The organism is Enterobacter sp. SA197 (assembly GCF_054131575.1).
In genome coordinates this window covers 71,626-92,833 of the sequence record NZ_CP096393.1, presented here as the reverse complement: position 1 = coordinate 92,833, position 21,208 = coordinate 71,626, and the positions used below count along the sequence as shown (strand labels likewise).

The 21,208-nt window shown below is 55.1% G+C and carries 19 protein-coding genes; 10 read left to right on the top strand and 9 right to left on the bottom strand.

What is annotated here, in order from left to right:
• Positions 1–68 precede the first annotated feature (68 nt).
• The 4 genes from M1D91_RS00440 to cpxP all read right to left on the bottom strand — a co-directional run bounded on the left by M1D91_RS00440 (position 69) and on the right by cpxP (position 3,908).
• Positions 69–1,058, bottom strand: a complete 990-nt coding sequence (locus M1D91_RS00440; RefSeq protein ID WP_437432246.1) for a sulfate ABC transporter substrate-binding protein — start codon at positions 1,056–1,058, stop codon at positions 69–71.
• A 149-nt stretch (positions 1,059–1,207) separates the two neighbouring features.
• Complete coding sequence (gene pfkA, locus M1D91_RS00435; RefSeq protein WP_437432245.1) at positions 1,208–2,170, bottom strand: 6-phosphofructokinase; 963 nt, start codon at positions 2,168–2,170, stop codon at positions 1,208–1,210.
• A 202-nt stretch (positions 2,171–2,372) separates the two neighbouring features.
• Positions 2,373–3,257 (bottom strand): CDF family cation-efflux transporter FieF, encoded by an 885-nt coding sequence (fieF, locus tag M1D91_RS00430; RefSeq protein ID WP_437432244.1) that lies wholly within the window; start codon positions 3,255–3,257, stop codon positions 2,373–2,375.
• A 147-nt stretch (positions 3,258–3,404) separates the two neighbouring features.
• On the bottom strand, positions 3,405–3,908 hold the full coding sequence (gene cpxP, locus M1D91_RS00425) for a cell-envelope stress modulator CpxP (protein ID WP_437432289.1): 504 nt from the start codon (positions 3,906–3,908) through the stop codon (positions 3,405–3,407).
• A gap of 150 nt (positions 3,909–4,058) precedes the next feature.
• Between cpxP and cpxR the strand changes: the two genes are divergently transcribed.
• Positions 4,059–4,757, top strand: a complete 699-nt coding sequence (cpxR, locus tag M1D91_RS00420; protein WP_437432243.1) for an envelope stress response regulator transcription factor CpxR — start codon at positions 4,059–4,061, stop codon at positions 4,755–4,757.
• Positions 4,754–6,127 (top strand): envelope stress sensor histidine kinase CpxA, encoded by a 1,374-nt coding sequence (gene cpxA, locus M1D91_RS00415; RefSeq protein WP_437432242.1) that lies wholly within the window; start codon positions 4,754–4,756, stop codon positions 6,125–6,127. The genes cpxR and cpxA overlap by 4 nt, the downstream gene beginning before the upstream one ends.
• 39 nt (positions 6,128–6,166) lie before the next feature.
• Here cpxA and yiiM read toward each other — a convergent pair whose 3' ends face one another.
• Positions 6,167–6,841, bottom strand: coding sequence for a 6-hydroxyaminopurine reductase (gene yiiM, locus M1D91_RS00410; protein WP_437432241.1), 675 nt, complete (start codon positions 6,839–6,841; stop codon positions 6,167–6,169).
• Between the two features lie 157 nt (positions 6,842–6,998).
• On the opposite strand from yiiM, the gene M1D91_RS00405 reads away from it, so the two are divergent.
• Complete coding sequence (locus tag M1D91_RS00405; RefSeq protein WP_437432240.1) at positions 6,999–7,895, top strand: dihydrodipicolinate synthase family protein; 897 nt, start codon at positions 6,999–7,001, stop codon at positions 7,893–7,895.
• Positions 7,896–7,939: 44 nt separating this feature from the next.
• On the opposite strand, the gene kdgT is transcribed toward M1D91_RS00405, so the two are convergent.
• From kdgT to rhaS (M1D91_RS00385), 4 genes are all read right to left on the bottom strand, one after another.
• Positions 7,940–8,923, bottom strand: a complete 984-nt coding sequence (gene kdgT / locus M1D91_RS00400; protein WP_437432239.1) for a 2-keto-3-deoxygluconate transporter — start codon at positions 8,921–8,923, stop codon at positions 7,940–7,942.
• Between the two features lie 260 nt (positions 8,924–9,183).
• A complete protein-coding gene (sodA, locus tag M1D91_RS00395) occupies positions 9,184–9,804 on the bottom strand; it encodes a superoxide dismutase [Mn] (protein ID WP_437432238.1) in 621 nt (206 codons plus the stop codon).
• A 178-nt stretch (positions 9,805–9,982) separates the two neighbouring features.
• Entirely contained in the window at positions 9,983–10,831 is an 849-nt protein-coding gene (gene rhaR, locus M1D91_RS00390) for an HTH-type transcriptional activator RhaR (protein ID WP_437432237.1), read from the bottom strand.
• Between the two features lie 79 nt (positions 10,832–10,910).
• Positions 10,911–11,747, bottom strand: coding sequence for an HTH-type transcriptional activator RhaS (gene rhaS / locus M1D91_RS00385; RefSeq protein ID WP_437432236.1), 837 nt, complete (start codon positions 11,745–11,747; stop codon positions 10,911–10,913).
• A gap of 303 nt (positions 11,748–12,050) precedes the next feature.
• On the opposite strand from rhaS (M1D91_RS00385), the gene rhaB reads away from it, so the two are divergent.
• The 7 genes from rhaB (at position 12,051) to M1D91_RS00350 (ending at position 21,160) form a co-directional block, all read left to right on the top strand.
• Positions 12,051–13,520, top strand: coding sequence for a rhamnulokinase (gene rhaB / locus M1D91_RS00380; RefSeq protein WP_437432235.1), 1,470 nt, complete (start codon positions 12,051–12,053; stop codon positions 13,518–13,520).
• A complete protein-coding gene (locus tag M1D91_RS00375; protein ID WP_437432234.1) occupies positions 13,517–14,776 on the top strand; it encodes an L-rhamnose isomerase in 1,260 nt (419 codons plus the stop codon). The genes rhaB and M1D91_RS00375 overlap by 4 nt, the downstream gene beginning before the upstream one ends.
• Positions 14,777–15,033: 257 nt before the next feature.
• A complete protein-coding gene (gene rhaD / locus M1D91_RS00370; protein ID WP_437432233.1) occupies positions 15,034–15,864 on the top strand; it encodes a rhamnulose-1-phosphate aldolase in 831 nt (276 codons plus the stop codon).
• A 333-nt stretch (positions 15,865–16,197) separates the two neighbouring features.
• Positions 16,198–17,184 carry a rhamnose ABC transporter substrate-binding protein gene (gene rhaS / locus M1D91_RS00365; protein WP_437432232.1) on the top strand — a complete coding sequence of 329 codons (987 nt, stop codon included), beginning with the start codon at positions 16,198–16,200 and terminating at the stop codon, positions 17,182–17,184.
• Between the two features lie 459 nt (positions 17,185–17,643).
• On the top strand, positions 17,644–19,155 hold the full coding sequence (locus tag M1D91_RS00360; protein WP_437432231.1) for a sugar ABC transporter ATP-binding protein: 1,512 nt from the start codon (positions 17,644–17,646) through the stop codon (positions 19,153–19,155).
• Positions 19,155–20,159: an ABC transporter permease gene (locus tag M1D91_RS00355; protein ID WP_437432230.1), complete on the top strand. Its 1,005-nt coding sequence runs from the start codon at positions 19,155–19,157 to the stop codon at positions 20,157–20,159. Before M1D91_RS00360 ends, M1D91_RS00355 begins: the two co-directional genes overlap by 1 nt.
• Complete coding sequence (locus M1D91_RS00350; protein ID WP_437432229.1) at positions 20,156–21,160, top strand: ABC transporter permease; 1,005 nt, start codon at positions 20,156–20,158, stop codon at positions 21,158–21,160. The genes M1D91_RS00355 and M1D91_RS00350 overlap by 4 nt, the downstream gene beginning before the upstream one ends.
• Positions 21,161–21,208: the final 48 nt, after the last annotated feature.

The following is a 21,208-nucleotide window of genomic DNA, read 5'->3' as shown; positions in this document are numbered from 1 at the left end:
GCAGGAGGGTAAGAAAATAACGTCCGAAGGGGAAAACAAAAACGGCCCCGTTAAGGGCCGCCCGGGGATTAGCGTTTACTGATTTCGTCGAAAGTGCCGCCATTGGAGAAGTGCGCTTTCTGCGCTTTTGTCCAGCCACCAAAGACATCGTCAATGGTAAACAGCTTCAGTTTCGGGAACTCGCTTTCATATTTCGCCGCAACCTGTTTGTCACGGGGACGATAGAAGTTCTTCGCTGCAATCTCCTGACCTTCCGGCGTGTAGAGATACTTCAGGTAGGCTTCAGCCACCTGCTGGGTGCCTTTTTTCGCCACCACTTTATCAACGACGGAAACCGTCGGTTCCGCGAGGATAGATTCACTCGGGGTCACGATTTCAAACTTATCTTTGCCGAGTTCTTTCGTCGCCAGCAGGGCTTCGTTTTCCCAGGCAATCAGCACATCGCCAATACCGCGCTCTACGAAGGTGTTGGTTGCCCCACGTGCGCCGGAATCCAGTACTTCTACATTTTTAAACAGCGCCTTCACAAATTCCTGCGCTTTTGCCTGATCGCCACCGTTCTGGTGCAGCGCGTAGCCCCACGCCGCCAGGTAGTTCCAGCGCGCGCCGCCTGAGCTTTTCGGGTTTGGGGTGATGACGGACACGCCCGGCTTGATCAAATCATTCCAGTCATGAATCTGTTTCGGGTTGCCTTTACGCACCAGAAATACAATGGTCGAGGTGTAAGGCGCGGAGTTATCCGGCAGGCGTTTAATCCAGTTTTTGTCGATGCTGCCACGCGTGGCAATCGCATCCACGTCATACGCCAGGGCCAGCGTCACGACATCAGCATCCAGGCCATTAATGACGGAGGTCGCCTGTTTACCAGAACCGCCATGAGACTGACGAATAGTGACAGTATCGCCCGTCTCCTGCTTCCAGTGTGCGCTGAACGCTTTGTTGTACTGTTCGTACAACTCACGCGTAGGATCATACGACACATTTAATAACTGAATGTCCTTTGCCAGAACGCTGCCGGATGCCAGCAGTAAGGTAAGTCCCACGCCCCATTTATTCATCGCCCACTCTCTCAGGTCAGGTATTTTGATGTACTCAGCCTGCCAGAAAGCGATGCGATGATTAAAGAATAAAAGAAGATTGGCTATAACTTTGGGGAATATCTGAAGCGAAAAGAAACGCCCTCGGTGCAGAGGGCGTTTAATGAGGATTAGTAGAGTTTTTTAGCGCAGTCCAGCCAGTCGCCTTTGAACGGACGCTTCATATTCTCGATAGCGTCAATGATGTCATGGTGCACCATTTTTTCGTTCTGAATACCGACGCAACGTCCACCGTGGCCCTGCAGCAGCAGTTCGATGGCGTAGGCACCCATACGGGAAGCCAGGATGCGGTCGTAAGGAACCGGGGAGCCGCCGCGCTGAATGTGACCCAGCACCGTCGCACGGGTTTCACGCTCAGTTTCAGTTTCGATATATTTCGCCAGTTCATCGATATCACAGATGTGCTCAGTAATAGCTACAATGGCGTGCTTTTTACCCTTCGCAATACCGGCTTTGATTTCGGCAACCAGGTCTTCACGGCTGAATTCTACTTCCGGCAGCACGATAAACTCACAACCACCAGCGATGGCGGCCGCCAGAGTCAGGTCACCACAATAACGCCCCATCACTTCAACAATAGAGATACGCTGGTGAGAAGAAGAGGTGTCACGCAGGCGGTCAATCGCTTCTACCACAGTGTGCAGTGCAGTGAAGTAGCCGATGGTGTAGTCAGTACCGGCCACATCGTTGTCGATGGTGCCTGGCAGGCCGATGCATGGGAAGCCCATTTCCGTCAGACGTTTGGCGCCCATATAGGAACCGTCCCCGCCGATAACCACCAGCGCATCGATGCCGCGTTTTTTCATGTTCTCGATAGCCACGGCGCGAACGTGCTCTTCACGGAACTCCGGGAAACGCGCGGAGCCGAGGAAGGTGCCGCCACGGTTAATCATGTCTGACACGCTATAGCGATCCAGTTGAATCATACGGTCTTCATACAGGCCGAGGTAACCATCATAAATACCCGCGACTTCCAGACCTTCAGTTAATGCTGCACGGACAACGCCACGAATTGCTGCGTTCATGCCCGGCGCATCACCGCCACTTGTCAACACACCGATTTTTTTAATCATGACTACCTCTGAACTTAGGAATGCAAAAATAATGTTCTGTTGGCCAAAACGAGGCCCCGCAGGGCAAACGACTATGATGCAAATATTATATCAATCGCTTTTTGCTGAATTGATTCAGGTCAGACCATATGGCGGTAATTTATACACTAAATGCGGGTCTGACTCTCTTTTTTTACAACGAAATACGACAGCTTCAACGCGCCTATCGTCCTTGAGGTACTACCGAGCAGGGATCCTGATGAATAATGACATCGGACCCTGGAAAACGCTGCAGAATCGCCTGTTCCACCTGTTCAGCCACAAGATGCGCCTGAAAGAGTGGGAGGTTATCCTCCATCTCCAGATGGATTTGAATGAACCGTGTTGGGCCGGACTGCCTTGTGCGAAGATCATGTGCGCCACTGACGCCCGGCCAGGATGTGACAATATTGAAAATATCCTGACGCTCTTCATCCGGTAATGCTCTGTCCAGCAGAGACTGAACGGCGTCATATCCCATACGTAACGCGCTGTATAAAATATAACAACCGATGCCCAATGCAAACAGGGCATCTGCACGATGCCAGCCGTACCACGACAGCCACAACGCGACCAAAATTGCACCGTTCATCATAACATCAGACTGATAATGAAGCATATCTGCCCTGACCGCCTGACTCTGGGTTTTTCGCACCACCCAACGTTGAAAGGTGACCAGGATCACAGTGCTAACCAGCGCAATCAGCGTTACAACCACACCAATACCAGGGGCATGCATAGGTTCCGGGTTCGCCAGATGCTGAATGCCGGTTAAAAACAGAAACAGCGCCGAACCGGAGATAAACATACTTTGCGCCAGCGCAGCGAGAGATTCAGCCTTGCCGTGACCAAAGGTATGTTCATCGTCTGCCGGTTGCAGTGAATAACGCACCACCAGAAGGTTAGTGAGCGAAGCGGCGATATCCACTAACGAATCGACCAGCGCGGCCAGGATACTGACCGAACCGGTATACCACCATGCAAAGATTTTAATTACCAATAATGACGACGCCATGATCGTGGCTGCGATAGCAGCACGGCTGACCAGGCGTCCGTAAGATTCGTTCATAAGGACTCCCCACTCTTGTGTGGGTAGTATAACGAAAGGCCACCTGTCAGGCGCAAAATCAGGGGGTCTGAATTCGGGGCAAAAAAAACCCCCACATCATGTGGGGGAAGACAGGGATGGTGTCTATGGCAAGGAAAACAGGGTTCATTACTGGGAACGCTGGGTACTGCTGCTACTGAAGAACTTCAACGGTGAACCTTGCTGCATTTGCGCGACGTCGCGCAGTTGGTTCATCCGTTGTTGATGCTTCTGGTTCAAAACCGCCTGCTGCTCCGGCGTGAGCAGGTGATACATCTGGTTGCGGACTTTAGCCATTTCAACCTGACGCGCTATCTGTGCCTGCGCCATTTTTTCAGCCTGATTTCGCACGGCGGTTTCATCAAAATTTTCTGCGGTGATAAGGCGATGCATTGCCTCCACTTCGCTAACATTAACAGGGGGCTGGTCGTGCCGTGCCTGCTGCATCAAATCTCGCATCTGCTGGCGTTGATGCTCGGTTAAATTTATGCCGTCAAACATATGGTTCTGACCATTACGCTGCGCGATTCCCTCAGTCGGGTGCCAGTTATCGCCTGTTACGACTTCAGCTGCCTGGCCAATCGTACTGAGCGCCAGTGTTGAGGCCATGACGGCAGCGGTAACAATGCGCATCATTTGCTCCCAAAATCTTATGTGTCGCGAATCAACGAGAATCAGTCTACGATTCAGGCTGCAAACAAGCGTCAGGGGGTGTAAAACAACGTAAAGTCATGGATTAGCGACTCTTGATGACGTAATTTCTGCCTCGGAGGTATTTAAACGATGAATAAGATTCTTTTAGTAGATGATGACCGAGAGCTTACATCCCTGTTAAAAGAGCTGCTCGACATGGAAGGTTTTAATGTGCAGGTTGCCCATGATGGGGAGCAGGCGCTCGACCTCCTTGATGACAGTATCGATTTGCTTTTGCTCGACGTCATGATGCCGAAGAAAAATGGCATCGACACCCTTAAAGAGCTACGCCAGACACACCAGACACCCGTCATTATGCTGACGGCCCGTGGCAGCGAGTTGGATCGCGTTCTCGGCCTTGAGCTGGGGGCTGATGACTATTTGCCAAAACCCTTTAACGATCGCGAACTGGTCGCGCGTATTCGCGCCATTTTGCGTCGCTCCCACTGGAGCGAACAGCAGCAGAACACCGATAACGGCTCTCCGACCCTGGAAGTAGATGGCCTGAGCCTGAACCCGGGTCGCCAGGAAGCCAGCTTCGATGGTCAGTCGCTTGAACTTACCGGCACTGAATTTACCCTGCTCTATCTGCTCGCGCAGCACCTGGGTCAGGTGGTTTCGCGTGAGCATCTAAGCCAGGAAGTGCTGGGCAAACGCCTGACGCCGTTCGATCGCGCCATCGATATGCATATCTCTAACCTGCGCCGCAAACTACCGGACCGCAAGGACGGCCATCCGTGGTTTAAAACCTTACGTGGTCGCGGCTATTTGATGGTATCCGCTACATGATAGGAAGTTTGACCGCCCGCATCTTCGCCATTTTCTGGCTGACGCTGGCGCTGGTTTTAATGCTGGTTCTGATGGTGCCAAAACTTGATTCACGCCAGATGACGGAGTTGCTCGACAGCGAGCAGCGCCAGGGCGTGATGATTGAACAGCACGTCGAGGCGGAGCTGGTCAACGACCCACCGAACGATCTGATGTGGTGGCGGAGACTGTTCCGCGCTATCGATAAATGGGCGCCGCCAGGACAACGCCTTCTGCTGGTCACCAGCGAAGGCCGCGTGATAGGCGCAGAACGCAATGAAATGCAGATTATCCGCAACTTTATTGGTCAGGCGGATAACTCCGATCACCCGCAGAAGAAAAAATACGGGCGGGTAGAGATGGTAGGGCCCTTTTCCGTCCGCGACGGCGAGGATAGCTACCAGCTCTATCTGATCCGCCCTGCCAGCAATTCTCAATCAGATTTTATCAACCTGCTGTTTGACCGGCCGCTGCTGCTGCTTATCGTCACCATGCTTATTAGCTCGCCGTTGCTGCTCTGGCTGGCATGGAGCCTCGCAAGACCGGCCCGCAAGTTGAAAAACGCTGCGGATGAAGTGGCCCAGGGCAATTTACGCCAGCGGCCAGAGCTGGAAGCCGGGCCGCAGGAATTTATCGCCGCCGGGGCCAGTTTTAACCAGATGGTCACAGCGCTGGAGCGAATGATGACCTCGCAACAGCGTCTGCTTTCTGATATCTCCCACGAACTGCGTACACCCCTCACCCGCTTGCAATTAGGGACAGCGCTTCTGCGCCGCCGCAGTGGGGAGAGCAAAGAGCTTGAGCGTATTGAAACCGAAGCACAGCGCCTGGACAGTATGATTAATGACCTGCTGGTTATGTCACGTAATCAGCAAAAAGCGGCCCTGGTGAGCGAAACCGTGAAGGCGAACCACCTGTGGAATGAGGTGCTGGATAATGCCGCGTTTGAGGCGGAGCAGGTTGGCAAAACGCTGACGGTCAACTTCCCCCCGGGCCCGTGGCCGTTGTACGGCAACCCCAACGCGCTGGAAAGCGCGCTGGAGAATATCGTGCGCAACGCGCTGCGTTATTCGCACACCAAAATCGAAGTCAACTTCGCCGTCGACAAAGAGGGCATTACCATCAATGTTGATGATGACGGCCCTGGCGTCAGCCCGGAAGACAGAGAGCAAATTTTCCGCCCCTTCTACCGTACCGACGAGGCGCGCGATCGTGAATCGGGGGGCACGGGTCTGGGGCTGGCTATCGTCGAAACCGCCATTCAGCAGCACCGTGGCTGGGTAAAAGCGGATGACAGCCCGCTGGGCGGGTTACGCCTGACCATCTGGCTGCCGCTGTACAGACGCGCTTAACCGCATTGTTTCCCCTCGGCATACGAGGGGAAACCGACACTATTTACCGCGCAATCTTCGCGAATTATCTTCGATAACGCCGTTTAAACGTCGCTTTTGCATGGTTCTTGCCCAACTGGCTGAAAGCCCGGCTGCGGAAAGTAACCGATGGTACTGCGCGTCATCAAAGGGCATATGCCAGGCAATGGCGGCGGCATCCTGCACACTGACGTCGCTGGTACGGGAGGCCAGCTCCAGCGGCGAGTCAGTGGCGACCTTTCCGGCGGCAATCACGCGGTACAGCCAGCCTACGCGCCCGCTCGCCTGCATTTGTGAGGCCATATCGCTGACATTAAAGTGAAAATTGAGTTTATAGCACGGTGAGCGTGGCTGAGTGACCTGGATTAACGCCTCCCCCCAGCGAAAGATATCGCCGATAAATACGTTGTGTTCCGTCAGCCCTTCCGTCGACAAATTCTCACCAAAGGCGGGCGCATAATAGAGCGTTTCGTTCTCAGGAAACTGCTGTCGCCAGAAGGCATAATGCTCCCGTGGATAATGGCACAGGGCTCTGTCCGGCCCGCCGTGAATCACTTTTTCCGCCTGTTGATCCCCCACCAGGCCGCGATTCGTTAACGTTAACTCTCCATCCACCTGACGTTTGGCGATAGCACTGGGCTTACTTCCCGCATAATCCTGTATTGTTCCCACATAAACATTAACCGCATGCCGCATAAGGCCCCCTGGTGCGTAAAGTGTCCTGGCATTACACCACATTTTTTACACTGAAATCGTGCAGAAATGAGACACCGGTTCGCGTGAGGTTCATCGGGACGTGCTATCACTTAAATGAATAACTGAAACGCTATTTCACATTCAAGGAGACAGTGACGTGAAGAATGAAAACGAATTTTGCGGCGTCTGGTGCCCGTCCATTACGCCAATGACGCCCGACGGTAAAGTCGACCTGAACGGAATGAGACAGCATATTTCACGCCTGACCGACGCCAGAATTGATGTGGTATTGCTAATGGGCAGCATTGGCGAATTCGCCTCTTTTACGCTTGATGAACGGCTTATGCTGATAAAAGAGGTACGGGAAATGACGCCGGGCACGCTGGTCGCCAACGTCTCCTCAACCTGCATGAATGATGTAGAACGAATGGCGGATGAGGCCTTCCGCACCGGCTATGATGCCGTGATGGTGCTGCCGCCCTATTACTACGGACAAACGTCGGCGCAACTGCTGAGCTACTTCCGTCATCTGGGGCAACAGTTGCGTGGCAAATGGTTCGCCTATAACTTCCCGGCACGCACGGGATGTGACCTGACGCCTGAGCTGGTCGCCACGCTGGCAGCGGAATTCCCGAACTTCGTCGGCATCAAAGACACGGTCGACTGCCAGTCGCATACCCGCAATATCATTCTGGCGACCGAAAAAATCCGCGATGATTTCGCCGTGCTGTCAGGCTATGACGAATATTTCATTCCGAACCTGCTGGCAGGCGGGGCAGGCGTTATCTCCGGGCTGAACAACGTAATGCCGGAGTTATTTGTCGGCGCCCGCCAAGCCTGGAAGCAAAACGATCTGGCTGCACTGCACAGAGCCCAGCGTGACATTGGCCGGTTTATGTCGATTTACACCATTGGCGAAGACTTTGTTACCACCATCAAAACCGTGGTGTCACGTAAGTTCGGCTATTGTGGGGCCACGTCACGCAATTTTGGCGGTGAGTTAACGCCCGGGCAGTGTGCCCTGGCAGATGAAATTTTTGGGACAACGCGCTAAAAAAACCGGCCTTTTCAGGCCGGCTTCATGTCTCTTTTTCGGTGTTATTTTACCGCACTGTGTAGCTCAGCTGCTGCTGCGTTTCCTTTCACTCTACGTGACCAGATAGAGGTCAGGATCGGCACAAGAATTGAGGTCACGATGACCGATGTCGCCACCAGCGCAGTAGCGGCCGGTGCCATCGCTTTAAACTCCGGTACCATCTCCGCAATCAGCACCGGTGTTGCCACCGCTGCACCTGCCGAGCTGGAGGCTGCAATCCCCGCCGTCCCATCGCCACCGCCAATGAGCTTGTCAGCAATAATCAACGGGATGCCGGTTATCACAATGACCGCCAGCCCCAGCAGAATCCCCAACAAACCGGTCTGCGCTATCACACTTAAATCAATGGTATTACCAAGCGCGAAGGCGAAAAAGGGAATCAAAGTCTGCACCGCGCGGGTAAAGAACTCCCGCAGTTCCGGGTCGAGATTCCCGAGGCCAAAACCAATCAGGAACGGTAGCACGGCACCAACAAAGACATGGGGTTCAAATGACGCGATACCCGCCGTACCGAGGATAACCATCGTCATCAGCGGACCCGATTCCAGAGACATCAGCACAAACGCCCCGGCCTCCTCTTTAGTGCCATACTGCTGCATGATAGAGGCGTAAAGACCGCCGTTGGTCATGTCCATTGAGGCGACCAGCGCCAGCGTCGACAGCCCGGCAAAAAAGCCGGCCTCCACACCGTGAGCCGGAATCAGACGTGAAGTCACCGCCGCGACCACCCAGGCCACCGCAATTTTCGTCACCACCAGGGTACCGGATTTTCGCAGCACCGTGCCGGTTGCACTGAGCTTGATGGATGCACCCATGCAGAAGAACCACACCGCCAGAATAGGCACCGTACCGGTGATCATGCCGTTGGTGAAGGAGCCAAAATACTTACCGGCACCCGGAGAGAAGGTATGGCACAGCGCACCAAGGAACAGCGGAACCAGCATCATCCCGCCGGGGATTTTTTCAATTGCACGTTTGATTTGCATATCGCCACCTGTCAAAAAATCACTGATTTTTGTGCGCCATCTCGCCCATTTACCGAAACGTTTCCAGCGCTGATGGCGAAATGTTAGACCTTCGTCACACCCGGAAAAGTGATCTCACATGCAAAATTAAAACAATATTTCATTTTTATCAGATCAGCGTTTCTATCATTCCTTCCCCCGGTCTGGCCCATAAAAAAGCCCCTGCTGACAACGTCAGCAGGGGCTGGACTCACCCGCAAGGCGCGGGAGATAACGAGAAATTACTTCTTAGCGGCGAAACGTGCTGCTGCTTCGTCCCAGTTCACCACGTTCCAGAACTCTTTGATGTAGTCCGGGCGGCGGTTCTGGAATTTCAGGTAGTAGGCGTGTTCCCACACGTCCAGACCCAGAATCGGGAAGCCAGATGCACCGGAGATAGCTTCACCCATCAGCGGGGAATCCTGGTTTGCAGTAGAAACCACAGCCAGTTTATCGCCTTTCAGCACCAGCCACGCCCAGCCAGAGCCGAAGCGCGTCGCTGCTGCTTTTTCAAATTCAGCTTTGAAGTTATCAACAGAACCGAAATCACGCTCGATAGCCGCTTTCAGATCACCCTGCAGGGTGGTGTCTTTTTTCAGGCCTTTCCAGAACAGGCTGTGGTTAGCATGACCACCTGCGTTGTTACGCAGTACGGTTTTTTTGTCAGCCGGCAGTTGATCCAGCTTGGTGATCAGCTCTTCAACAGGGAGGCTGGCAAATTCTGGCAGGCTTTCCAGCGCCGCGTTGGCATTGTTAACGTAGGTCTGGTGATGTTTAGTGTGATGGATTTCCATCGTCTGCTTGTCGAAATGAGGTTCAAGTGCATCGTACGCATAAGGCAGGGATGGCAGTGTATAGCTCATACTAATCTCCATTATTGTCGGGCGGCAGGTATGTTAACGCCGCGTAAGCAGTTGGTTCATTATAGTTAGTTAAATGCTATTGAAAATGTTTATCAATGCCGTAGTTTTATTATGGTTATAACATTCTGTTATGTAAACAAGTCTATGTGGCATAAAGGAATGTCGCGACGCGAGGATACTATGCCGCGTCGTTATGGCGCTGCCGCCACTGGCTGGGCGTCATACCCGTTTCGCGCGTGAAGACGACAGAAAAATAGTTACTGTCTTCAAAGCCACAGCGTGTGGAGACCTCGCCAATCATCAGTTCGCTATGCTGCAATAAATACTGCGCATGGCAAATCCGCAGCTGGCGCAGATAGTGGTTAATGGTCATGCCGGTCTGGGTGCGAAACTGCTGGCGAAGCGCCCGTTCGCTGCACTGCTCCTGTTCACAAAACTGTTCCAGCAGGAAGCTGCGGTTAAGGCTACCGGAGAGGGCGGTGATGAGTTTGTCCAGCAATGGCTCACTGTTCACCGCGGCCAGATTGTCAGTGGCAAAGCGATGACGCTTTAAGGTCATCACCAGTTGGGCGAACAGGACTTCCGCCATGGCGTTCGCGAGAGGGTCGTTTTTCGTACTCTCCTGCTCAAGCTGCGTAATGACCTGGCGCGCCTGAGCCATGCCGGTGCTGCCTATGCGCCAGTGGGGCATCCATTCAGAACCGTGACACCCCGGAATGTGCGCCGCCCAATCAAGATTGAGTGATAGTCGATCCGGGCAATAGATAATATTTTGCAGCACCAGGTCGTTGACCGAGGCATAGGAGTGTTTATCTTCAGCGCGAATGTAAAACAGATCGCCGCGGGTAATGCGCCAGGGGCGATCGTTAAGAACGTGCAGGCCATTGCCTCGCCAGACCAGCACCAGTTCATAAAACTCGTGCGTATGCTCCGCAAACACATTTTGCGGATAGCGATCCGCCACAGCGACGGTCTGCCCTGCCCGTGGGAAAAAATCGGCGCTACGAAGAATTAACTGGCTTGCCACAACATCACCTCAGCCTAAGACAACCGGTAACTATTAGCTGATTTACAAAACAAAATCGGTGACAGCCTTCTCGTTACCGTTATTGCAGTTGCACATCGCGTCCCTGACGAATATCACGCGGTGACCAGTTAAATTCCCGGCGAAAAAGCGTTGAAAAGTGGTTACTGTCGCCAAAACCGCAGCGATAAGCGATATCCGTGATGCTATCATCCCCATGACGCAGCATATGACGCGCTTTAATCAGTCTCAGGCGGTTGAGATAACGCTGCGGCGTCAGGCCGGTGTAGCTTTTAAGCTGGCGGTGCAGCGTTCGCAGTGACAGCGCGTACTGGTCTGCCAGTGACTCCCAGCACACCTCTTCTGCAAAATGATCCTCAAGCCAGGACATCAACTGATTCAGTCGCGCATCGTTACTGATTGCCCCCTCTTCCAGGCTGCTTTTTCGCAGCAACACCAGCAACTGCATAAAGAGAATTTCGCGGTTAGCGGTGGTCGGCATATCCAGCCCATCCCCCAGCGTTTCCATCTGGCCGATTATCTGGCGAACCTGCTGAAGCACACACTGATTAACGCGCCAGTGGGACGGGTAATGACCATCCTGCTCCTGTGGCAGCAGTTCGTTTAAGCCCGCCAGGAACCTGAACGCATCCGGCGAGCGGTAGAGCACATTGGTCAGACAGAGGTTGTCAGTATGTTCATATAAATGCCTGTCATGATCGCGCACGAAGCAGACTGTGCCACCGCTTATGGTATACGACTGACCATTAAAAACATGGATACCCGTGCCGTGCTCTACGATAACAATCTCATGGAAATCATGGTGATGCTCAGGAAATGCCGCCTGGGGCAATCGCGGTTCGATAGCCACTGGCGTGATGCCCGAAGGAAAAAAATCCACGCTGTGTAATACGGTCATGATTGCCCTACTCACTAATGAGAAATGTTCTCAAAATAGTAATTAAGGGTAACGATTCGCACCTTGAATTTTTGACCGCAAACGCGGCAAAGCCTGTCGGTTTTTTAAGAAAGCGCGTGAAAGATCAGGAATTGCGGCATCCGTCACACCTGTAACGCGCCTCACTTTTACCCGAAAGTGTGAACTCTCTCACTTTCACCTTTGCTTTCTTGCCAGTCCCTCATGGCGACTGTCAGTAACAAGAAGGTTACCTGAGCGTCCTTTTTTTAGAGTGGGGGTAACAACTCTCACAAGGACCTCACCATGACTTTTCGCCATTGTGTCGCCGTCGATCTTGGTGCTTCCAGCGGCCGCGTAATGCTGGCCTGCTACGCGACAGAACAGCGGATGCTCACGCTGCGTGAAGTTCATCGCTTCGCCAATTATCTGGAAAAAAAACAGGGTGCCGACTGCTGGGATATCGACGCGCTTGAAGATGAAATCTGTCTGGGGCTGGAAAAAGCCTGTGCCGAGGGTGTGAAGATCGACAGCATTGGTATCGACACCTGGGGCGTGGATTATGTACTGATTGATAAACACGGGCAGCGAGTAGGCCTCCCCGTCTCCTATCGCGACCACCGCACCGATGGCATCATGGCACGCGCCCAGGCGGCACTCGGCAAAGCCGACATCTATCGCCGCAGCGGGATTCAGTTTCTCCCCTTTAACACGCTCTATCAGCTCTATGCCCTCGCCCAGCAGCAGCCGGACGTCGTGAACGCAACAGAACATGCTCTGCTGATCCCTGACTATTTCAGCTTCCGCCTGACCGGTAATCTGAACTGGGAATACACGAATGCCACCACCACCCAACTGGTCAATATTGAAACCGACAACTGGGACGATACGCTGCTCGACTGGACGGGCGTACCCGCATCCTGGTTTGGTACTCCGACGCATCCGGGCAATGTGATCGGCCACTGGAACAGCCCACAGGGCGAGGCCATTCCGGTCGTCGCCGTTGCCAGCCATGATACCGCCAGCGCCGTCATCGCCTCGCCGCTGAAACATACCAGCGCCGCCTATCTCGCGTCCGGCACCTGGTCGCTGATGGGTTTTGAGAGCACCACGCCTTACACCGGTGACGAGGCCCTGGCCGCCAATATCACTAACGAAGGGGGGGCGGAAGGGCGTTACCGGGTACTAAAAAATATCATGGGCTTATGGCTGCTCCAGCGCGTACTGAAAGAGCATCAGGTGGAAGACCTGCCTGCGCTGATTGCCGGGGCCAGCGCGCTGCCTTCATGCCAGTTCGTTATCAACCCCAACGACGAACGCTTCATCAACCCGCGCAATATGAGTGAGGAGATCCAGGCCGCCTGTCGCGAAAGCCAGCAGCCTGAGCCGCACAGCGATGCCGAGCTGGCACGCTGCATTTTTGACAGCCTGGCGCTGCTCTATGCCGATGTCCTGAGCGAGCTCGCCCGCCTTCGCGGTACACCCTTTACCCAACTGCATATTGTCGGCGGCGGCTGCCAGAACCAGCTTCTGAACCAACTTTGTGCCGATGCCTGCGGTCTGCCCGTGGTGGCAGGCCCGATTGAAGCCTCCACCCTTGGCAATATTGGCGTGCAACTGATGACACTGAACGAACTGAAGAGTGTCGATGCTTTTCGTGACGTTGTTGCCGCGAGCTACGCGCTGACAACCTACACCCCCAATCCTGATAACGAAATTGCCCGCTACGTCGTGCGGTTTCAGCAAAAACGACAGACTAAGGAGCTTTGCGCATGACCACTCAACTTGAACACGCCTGGGAAATCGCTAAACAGCGCTTCAATGCAGTAGGCATTGATGTCGAAGAGGCGCTGCGCCAGCTCGACAGACTACCGGTCTCCATGCACTGCTGGCAGGGCGATGACGTTGCTGGTTTTGAAAACCCGGAAGGCAGCCTGACCGGCGGCATTCAGGCGACCGGCAACTATCCGGGCAAAGCGCGTAGCGCCACTGAATTGCGAGCGGATCTGGAACAGGCACTGAGTTTGATCCCAGGTCCTAAGCGCCTGAACCTGCATGCGATTTATCATGAAGCAGGCCCCACCGTCAGTCGCGATGCCATCAGGCCTGAACACTTCAAAAACTGGGTTGAGTGGGCAAAAGCCAACAAACTGGGTCTGGACTTTAACCCCTCCTGTTTCTCACACCCGCTGAGCGCCGATGGCTTTACCCTCTCCCATGCCGACCCGAAAATCCGTCAGTTCTGGATTGACCACGTGAAGGCCAGCCGTCGCGTTTCTGCGTACTTCGGTGAGCAGCTTGGCACGCCGTCGGTAATGAACATCTGGGTACCGGACGGCATGAAAGACATCACCGTTGACCGCCTCGCCCCCCGTCAGCGTTTAATGGCCGCCCTTGACGAAGCGCTGAGCGAGAAGTTCGACCAGGCGCATCACATTGACGCCGTTGAGAGCAAACTGTTTGGCATTGGGGCAGAGAGCTACACCGTTGGCTCCAACGAATTCTGCCTGGGCTACGCCGCCAGTCGCCAGACTGCATTGTGTCTTGATGCCGGCCACTTCCACCCAACCGAAGTGATTTCCGACAAAATCTCCGCCGCCATGCTCTATGTGCCGCGCCTGCTGCTGCACGTCAGCCGCCCGGTACGCTGGGACAGTGACCATGTGGTGCTGCTGGACGACGAAACCCAGGCGATTGCCAGCGAGATTGTGCGTCACAACCTGTTCGACCGCGTACACATCGGCCTCGATTTCTTTGATGCCTCTATCAACCGTATCGCCGCCTGGGTCATCGGTACCCGCAATATGAAGAAAGCTCTGCTGCGTGCCCTGCTGGAGCCGGTTGAGCAACTGCGTCAACTGGAAGCCGAAGGTGATTACACCGCGCGCCTGGCACTGCTGGAAGAGCAGAAATGCCTGCCGTGGCAGGCCGTGTGGGAGATGTACTGCCAGCGTCACGACACACCGGCCGGTAGCCAGTGGCTCCAGAGCGTACGCGCTTATGAGAAAGAGGTGTTGAGTAACCGCGGGTGATTGACCCTCGCCCCGACCCCCTTCCTTAAAGGGAGAGGGAGAAGACCGAACCGTTCCCTCGCCCCAGTGCACCGGGGTTATGGAGAATACCGAATCGTTCCCCCGCTCCAGTGCACCGGGGTTATGGAGAGTACCAAACCGTTCCCCCGCTCCAGTGCACCGGGGTTATGGAACGCACCGAACAGTTCCCTCGCCCCTTTGGGGAGAGGGTTAGGGTGAGGGGAAAACCTCGCCGATTAAACAGGAACCGAAAGACTATGCAGAACATTATCAACGCCTGGTTCACCCAGGGCATGATCAAAGCCACCAGCGATGCCTGGCTTAAAGGCTGGGATGAGCGCAACGGCGGTAACCTGACGCTGCGTCTGGATGATGCTGACATCGCCCCCTATGAAGCTGATTTCCATGCTGAGCCGCGTTATATCGCGCTGAGCCAGCCGATGCCGCTGCTCGCCAACACGCCGTTTATCGTCACCGGTTCCGGCAAATTCTTCCGTAACGTTCAGCTCGACCCTGCCGCTAACCTCGGTGTGGTAAAAGTGGACAGCGACGGCGCGGGCTACCACATTCTATGGGGTCTGACGAACGAAGCGGTGCCGACCTCTGAACTGCCGGCCCACTTCCTGTCACACTGCGAGCGCATCAAGGCTACCGACGGCAAAGACCGTGTCATCATGCACTGTCATGCCACCAACCTGATCGCCCTGACCTACGTGCTGGAGAATGATTCCGATCTTATCACCCGCAAACTGTGGGAAGGGAGCACCGAGTGTCTGGTGGTCTTCCCGGACGGCGTAGGCATTCTGCCGTGGATGGTGCCGGGTACTGACGAAATCGGTCAGGCTACCGCCCAGGCGATGAACAAACATTCACTGGTGCTGTGGCCGTTCCACGGCGTTTTCGGCAGCGGCCCGACGCTGGACGAGACCTTTGGTCTTATCGATACCGCGGAGAAATCTGCAGAAGTGCTGGTGAAAGTCTACTCCATGGGCGGCATGAAGCAGACCATCACCCGCGAAGAGTTGATCGCGTTGGGTAAACGCTTTGGCGTCACCCCGCTGGCCAGTGCATTAGAGCTGTACCACTAAGAACGTCTAATACCCTAAATAATTTGAGTTGCAGGAAGGCGGCGACGCAGTGAATCTCCGGGAGCTTACAAGAGTAAGTGACCGGGTGAGCGAGGAAAGCCAACGCACCTGCAACTTGAAGTATGACGGGTATATAACCCCTTCGGGCAACGATCCGAAGGGGAAACTCTGTTACCTGCAAACAATCTATTCCTATGGATTTCGCAGTGCAGGAAGGCAGCGTCGCAGCGAATTTCCGGGCGCTTACAACAGTAAGTAACCGGGGTTCGTGAGAACGCCAACGCACCTGCAATGCGAATGACGACGGGAATCTAACTCAGTGGAGTAAAAGCAATGAAAATAAAGACAAGCTTAATCCTCACCGTTGCCGCTCTGGCGTTGTCCGGTTCCGCTTTAGCAGAAGTCAAAATTGCCCTTGTAGCGAAATCATTAGGAAATGGTTTTTTTGAAGCAGCAAACACCGGCGCGCAGGAAGCTGCCAAAGAGTTAGGTGATGTCAAAGTTATCTATACCGGCCCGACCACCACCACCGCAGAAGCACAGATCGAAGTGCTTAACGGCCTGATCGCTCAGGGTGTGGATGCGATCGCGATTTCCGCCAACGATCCCGATGCCGTGGTCCCGGTACTGAAAAAAGCCATGCAGCGCGGCATTAAAGTCGTCTCCTGGGACTCTGGCGTGGCGAAAGGCGGTCGTCAGATTCACCTGAACCCGTCTAACAATGCCCTGATTGGCGAAACCAACGTCAAGCTGGCGGCCGATGCGCTGAAAGCACTGAATGTGGAAAAGGGGGACGTGGCTATCCTCAGCGCAACGCCGACCTCCACCAACCAGAACATCTGGATTGATGAGATGAAAAAGGTGCTGCCGAAGTACCCGTCCATCAATCTGGTCACCGTTGCCTACGGTGACGATCTCTCCGATAAGAGCTACCGCGAAGCGGTTGGCCTGCTGAAATCTTACCCGGACCTGAAGGTGATTGTCTCCCCGTCCTCCGTGGGCATCGTGGCGGCAGCGCAGGCGGTGAAAGACCAGGGCAAGATTGGCAAAGTGTACGTCACGGGTCTTGGCCTGCCGTCTGAAATGGCCGGTGCGGTGAAATCCGGGGCGACGAAAAGTTTCGCCATCTGGAACCCCATCGATCTGGGTTATGCCGCAACGTACCTGGCCGATGACTTAGTGAAAGGGACGGCGACCAAAACCGAGGCCAATATGGGCAAACTCGGCAAGGTGAAACTGGATGCCGACGGCAGTGGCGCAATGGCAGAGCCGTTCGTCTACGACGCCAGCAACATTGATAAGTTCTCGAAAATTTTCTAACAACTTCGCCCCTCACCCTAACCCTCTCCCCACAGGGGAGAGGGAACTGATCGAGCCCTTGCTCTTCAGGCGAGAAGGAACCGATCGAGCCCTTGCTCTTCAGGCGAGAAGGAACCGATCGAGCCCTTGCCCTTAAGGCGAGAGGGAACCGATCGAACCCTTGCTCTTCAGGCGAGAAGGAACCGATCGAGCCCTTGCCCTTAAGGCGAGAGGGAACCGATCGAGCCCTTGCCCTTAAGGCGAGAAGGAACCGATCGAGCCCCTTGCCCTTCAGGCGAGAAGGGAACCGATCGAGCCCTTCGCCCTTAAGGCGAGAAGGAACCGATCGAGCCCTTCGCCCTTAAGGCGAGAAGGGAACCGATCGAGCCCTTCGCCCTTCAGGCGAGAAGGGAACCGATCGAGCCCCTCGCCCCTATGGGGAGAGGGGGTGGGGTGAGGGGAAATTTTATGGAGAACATTATGACGGCATCCACACCCCTGCTGTCCCTCAAAGGCATCACCAAGGTATTCCCTGGTGTGCGTGCCCTTGAGAACGTGCAGCTCGACCTCTGGCCCGGCAGCGTCACCGCCCTCATCGGTGAAAACGGCGCGGGCAAGTCCACGCTGGTCAAAGTCATGACCGGTATTTACCAGCCTGAAGAGGGCGAAATCCTTTATAAAGCCATTCCCATTCAGCTTCCGACACCGGAATCTGCGCACAAGGTGGGGATCACCGCCATACACCAGGAAACCGTACTGTTCGACGAGTTGTCCGTCACCGAGAACATTTTCGTCGGTCAGTACATCAGCAAGGGTCTGTTGAAAAAGCTCGACTGGCCCGCCATGCATCAGAAGGCACGGGATATCCTGACCCGCCTCGAAGTGCAGATTGATCCACGTGCCACCCTCAAAACCCTGAGCATCGCCCAGCGCCATATGGTGGCGATTGCCCGTGCGCTGTCATTCGAAGCGCAGGTAGTGATTCTCGACGAACCCACGGCGGCACTGTCTCAGCATGAAATTCTGGAGTTTTATCAAATCGTTGAGCGTTTAAAAAACGAGGGAAAAGCCATCCTCTTTATCTCGCACAAGTTCGATGAAATCTTCGAACTGGCGGACTACTACACCATTCTGCGCGACGGCGTCTATATCGGTTCCGGCGCGATGCAGGATATTACCGAGGAACGCATGGTGTCGATGATGGTCGGGCGCGCCATCACCCAGACCTACCCGAAAGTGGTCTGTGAAAGGGGCAACACGGTGCTGGAGGTGAAAGATCTCTGTCACCCTACCGAGTTTGCCCATATCAATTTCTCTCTGCGTAAGGGGGAAATCCTCGGCTTCTACGGTCTGGTCGGTGCCGGGCGTACCGAGTTGATGCAGGCGCTCTCCGGCGTTTCCCGCCCGTCCTCTGGCGAGATCGTCCTCAATGGCAAAGCGGTGCATTTCCGTCAGCCTGCGGATGCCATTCAGGCCGGGATTGTCTGCGTGCCGGAAGAGCGCCAAAAGCAGGGAGCGATCATTGAACTGCCGATTGCCCAGAACATCAGCCTGCCGCAGCTTGGCAAACTCAACCCCAACGGCGTGCTCAACGATGCCAGAGAGTGGGCGCTGGCGGATGAATACGCCAGACGCCTGCAGGTGAAGGCCTTTAGCTGGAAACAACCAGTGGAAACCCTTTCCGGCGGCAATCAGCAAAAGGTCGTGATCGGCAAATGGCTCGCCACCCACCCGGATGTGATCATCCTCGACGAACCGACGAAAGGCATTGATATCGGTTCGAAAGCGGCGGTGCACCAGTTTATGTCCGAACTGGTCTCCCACGGACTAGCGGTGATCATGGTGTCGTCGGAACTGCCGGAGGTGATGGGCATGGCGGACAGGATCATTGTGATGCATGAAGGGCTGATGGTGGCGGAATACAACGCCGGTGAAGCCACGGCAGAAACCATCGTCAGCGCCGCCAGCGGTGCCGGTAAGGAGGCAGCATAATGTGGCAACAACTTCTTAAACATCGCGAAGCCCTGCTGGGCGGCGTGGTGGTGCTGATGGTGCTGGCTATCGGCAGCCGCGTGCCGTCGTTTATCGGTCCCGGCAACCTGGTGGAGATGTTTAACGACACCTCCATTCTTATCATCCTCGCGCTCGGGCAGATGATGGTGCTGCTGACCAAAGGCATTGATTTGTCGATGGCGGCCAACCTCGCACTGACCGGCATGATCGTCGCTTTGCTGAACTTCCACTACCCGACAATTCCGGTCTGGGCACTGCTGATTCTGGCTACTGCGCTCGGCCTGGTGATGGGCATGATTAACGGCCTGCTGGTCTGGAAGATGGGCATTCCGGCGATTGTGGTGACGCTCGGTACCATGAGCATCTATCGCGGCATTATCTTCCTGCTTTCAGATGGCGGCTGGATTAACTCACACCAGATGAGCGCTGACTTCCTCAGCCTGCCTCGCACCTCCCTGCTCGGGTTACCGCTGTTGAGCTGGTGTGCCGTAGCGGCATTGCTGCTGGTGGGCTATTTCCTGCGCTACAGCCGCACCGGGCGTGCCCTCTACACCGCTGGCGGCAACGCTACGGCAGCGTACTACACCGGAATCAACGCCGGAAAAATGCAGTTCGTCAGTTTCTGTCTTTCCGGGGCGCTGGCGGGTTTTTGCGGCTACCTGTGGATTTCCCGCTTCGCTGTCGCCTATGTCGACGTGGCTAACGGTTTCGAACTGCAGGTCGTGGCAGCCTGTGTAATTGGCGGTATCAGTACCATGGGCGGAACAGGCCGGGTACTCGGGTGTTTGTTGGGTGCGCTGTTCCTTGGCGTTATCAACAACGCGCTGCCTGTCATCGGTATTTCCCCCTTCTGGCAGATGGCGATTTCCGGCACGGTGATTGTCATTGCGGTTCTGCTGAATGAACGTGGCAACAAACGCAAAGGGCGTCTGATCCTGCGCGATGCAGCCCTGGCACGACAGAAAGTGGCGGTGAAATCATGACCAAAATGCTGACGCCTGACGCGGTGAACAACGTTCCCGTCGCAACGTCCTTCTGGCAGCGCCTGCTCTGCTGGGAAGGTTTTTTACTGGCGGTGACGCTGGCGGTGTTCATTGCCAACTCGCTGGCCTCACCTTATTTCCTCAATATCTGGAACCTCTCAGACGCCACCTTCAACTTCACGGAAAAGGCGATCATCGTGCTGCCCATGGCGATGCTGATCATTGCTCGTGAGATTGACCTGTCGGTCGCCTCCACCATCGCGCTGAGTTCAACGGTGATGGGGTTTTGTGCCGCAGCGGGTCTGGACACGCCGCTGCTGGTCTGCGTCGGACTGGGGGTAGGTCTGCTTTGCGGGCTGTTTAATGGTCTGCTGGTGACGCGCTTTAACCTCTCGTCCATCGTCATCACCATCGGCACCATGAGCCTGTACCGCGGCATCACCTACATTCTGCTGGGCGATCAGGCGCTTAACGCTTACCCGGAGAGCTTCGCCTGGTTTGGTCAGGGCTATGTCTTCGGCGCGCTGTCGTTCGAGTTTGCGCTGTTTATTGTGCTCGCCATCGTCTTTGCTTTTGTACTGCATCGCACCAACTTTGGTCGTCGCACTTACGCCATCGGCAACAACCCGACGGGCGCGTGGTATTCCGGCATCAATGTGAAGCGCCACAACCTGATCCTGTTTGCGCTGGTGGGGCTGATGGCGGGCCTGGCGTCGGTGTTGCTGACGTCACGCCTGGGCAGTACCCGTCCGACGATTGCGATGGGCTGGGAGCTGGCGGTGGTGACGATGGCGGTGCTGGGCGGCGTCAACATTCTTGGCGGCTCTGGCAGCATGGTGGGCGTGGTGATTGCCGCCTTCCTGATGGGGCTTGTGACCTTTGGTCTGAGCCTGCTTAACGTGCCGGGCATTGTGATGTCGATTATCGTCGGCGCGATGCTGATCGTGGTGATTTCTTTGCCAATTATCTACCGCCGGGTCATGCAGCGCAGAAGGGGTTAATTGCCCCTCACCCCTGCCCTCTCCCCAAAGGGGAGAGGGTGAAAACCG

Excerpts from the sequence above, each read along its gene's own strand:
- rhaB (WP_437432235.1), top strand. The coding sequence starts at position 12,051 with ATGACTTTTCGCCATTGTGTCGCCGTCGATCTTGGTGCTTCCAGCGGC.
- yiiM (WP_437432241.1), bottom strand. The coding sequence starts at position 6,841 with ATGCGGCATGCGGTTAATGTTTATGTGGGAACAATACAGGATTATGCG.
- cpxA (WP_437432242.1), top strand. The coding sequence starts at position 4,754 with ATGATAGGAAGTTTGACCGCCCGCATCTTCGCCATTTTCTGGCTGACG.
- pfkA (WP_437432245.1), bottom strand. The coding sequence starts at position 2,170 with ATGATTAAAAAAATCGGTGTGTTGACAAGTGGCGGTGATGCGCCGGGC.
- rhaD (WP_437432233.1), top strand. The coding sequence starts at position 15,034 with ATGCAGAACATTATCAACGCCTGGTTCACCCAGGGCATGATCAAAGCC.
- M1D91_RS00360 (WP_437432231.1), top strand. The coding sequence starts at position 17,644 with ATGACGGCATCCACACCCCTGCTGTCCCTCAAAGGCATCACCAAGGTA.
- M1D91_RS00375 (WP_437432234.1), top strand. The coding sequence starts at position 13,517 with ATGACCACTCAACTTGAACACGCCTGGGAAATCGCTAAACAGCGCTTC.
- sodA (WP_437432238.1), bottom strand. The coding sequence starts at position 9,804 with ATGAGCTATACACTGCCATCCCTGCCTTATGCGTACGATGCACTTGAA.
- M1D91_RS00350 (WP_437432229.1), top strand. The coding sequence starts at position 20,156 with ATGACCAAAATGCTGACGCCTGACGCGGTGAACAACGTTCCCGTCGCA.
- fieF (WP_437432244.1), bottom strand. The coding sequence starts at position 3,257 with ATGAACGAATCTTACGGACGCCTGGTCAGCCGTGCTGCTATCGCAGCC.
- M1D91_RS00440 (WP_437432246.1), bottom strand. The coding sequence starts at position 1,058 with ATGAATAAATGGGGCGTGGGACTTACCTTACTGCTGGCATCCGGCAGC.
- rhaS (WP_437432236.1), bottom strand. The coding sequence starts at position 11,747 with ATGACCGTATTACACAGCGTGGATTTTTTTCCTTCGGGCATCACGCCA.
- rhaS (WP_437432232.1), top strand. The coding sequence starts at position 16,198 with ATGAAAATAAAGACAAGCTTAATCCTCACCGTTGCCGCTCTGGCGTTG.
- cpxP (WP_437432289.1), bottom strand. The coding sequence starts at position 3,908 with ATGCGCATTGTTACCGCTGCCGTCATGGCCTCAACACTGGCGCTCAGT.
- kdgT (WP_437432239.1), bottom strand. The coding sequence starts at position 8,923 with ATGCAAATCAAACGTGCAATTGAAAAAATCCCCGGCGGGATGATGCTG.
- M1D91_RS00355 (WP_437432230.1), top strand. The coding sequence starts at position 19,155 with ATGTGGCAACAACTTCTTAAACATCGCGAAGCCCTGCTGGGCGGCGTG.
- cpxR (WP_437432243.1), top strand. The coding sequence starts at position 4,059 with ATGAATAAGATTCTTTTAGTAGATGATGACCGAGAGCTTACATCCCTG.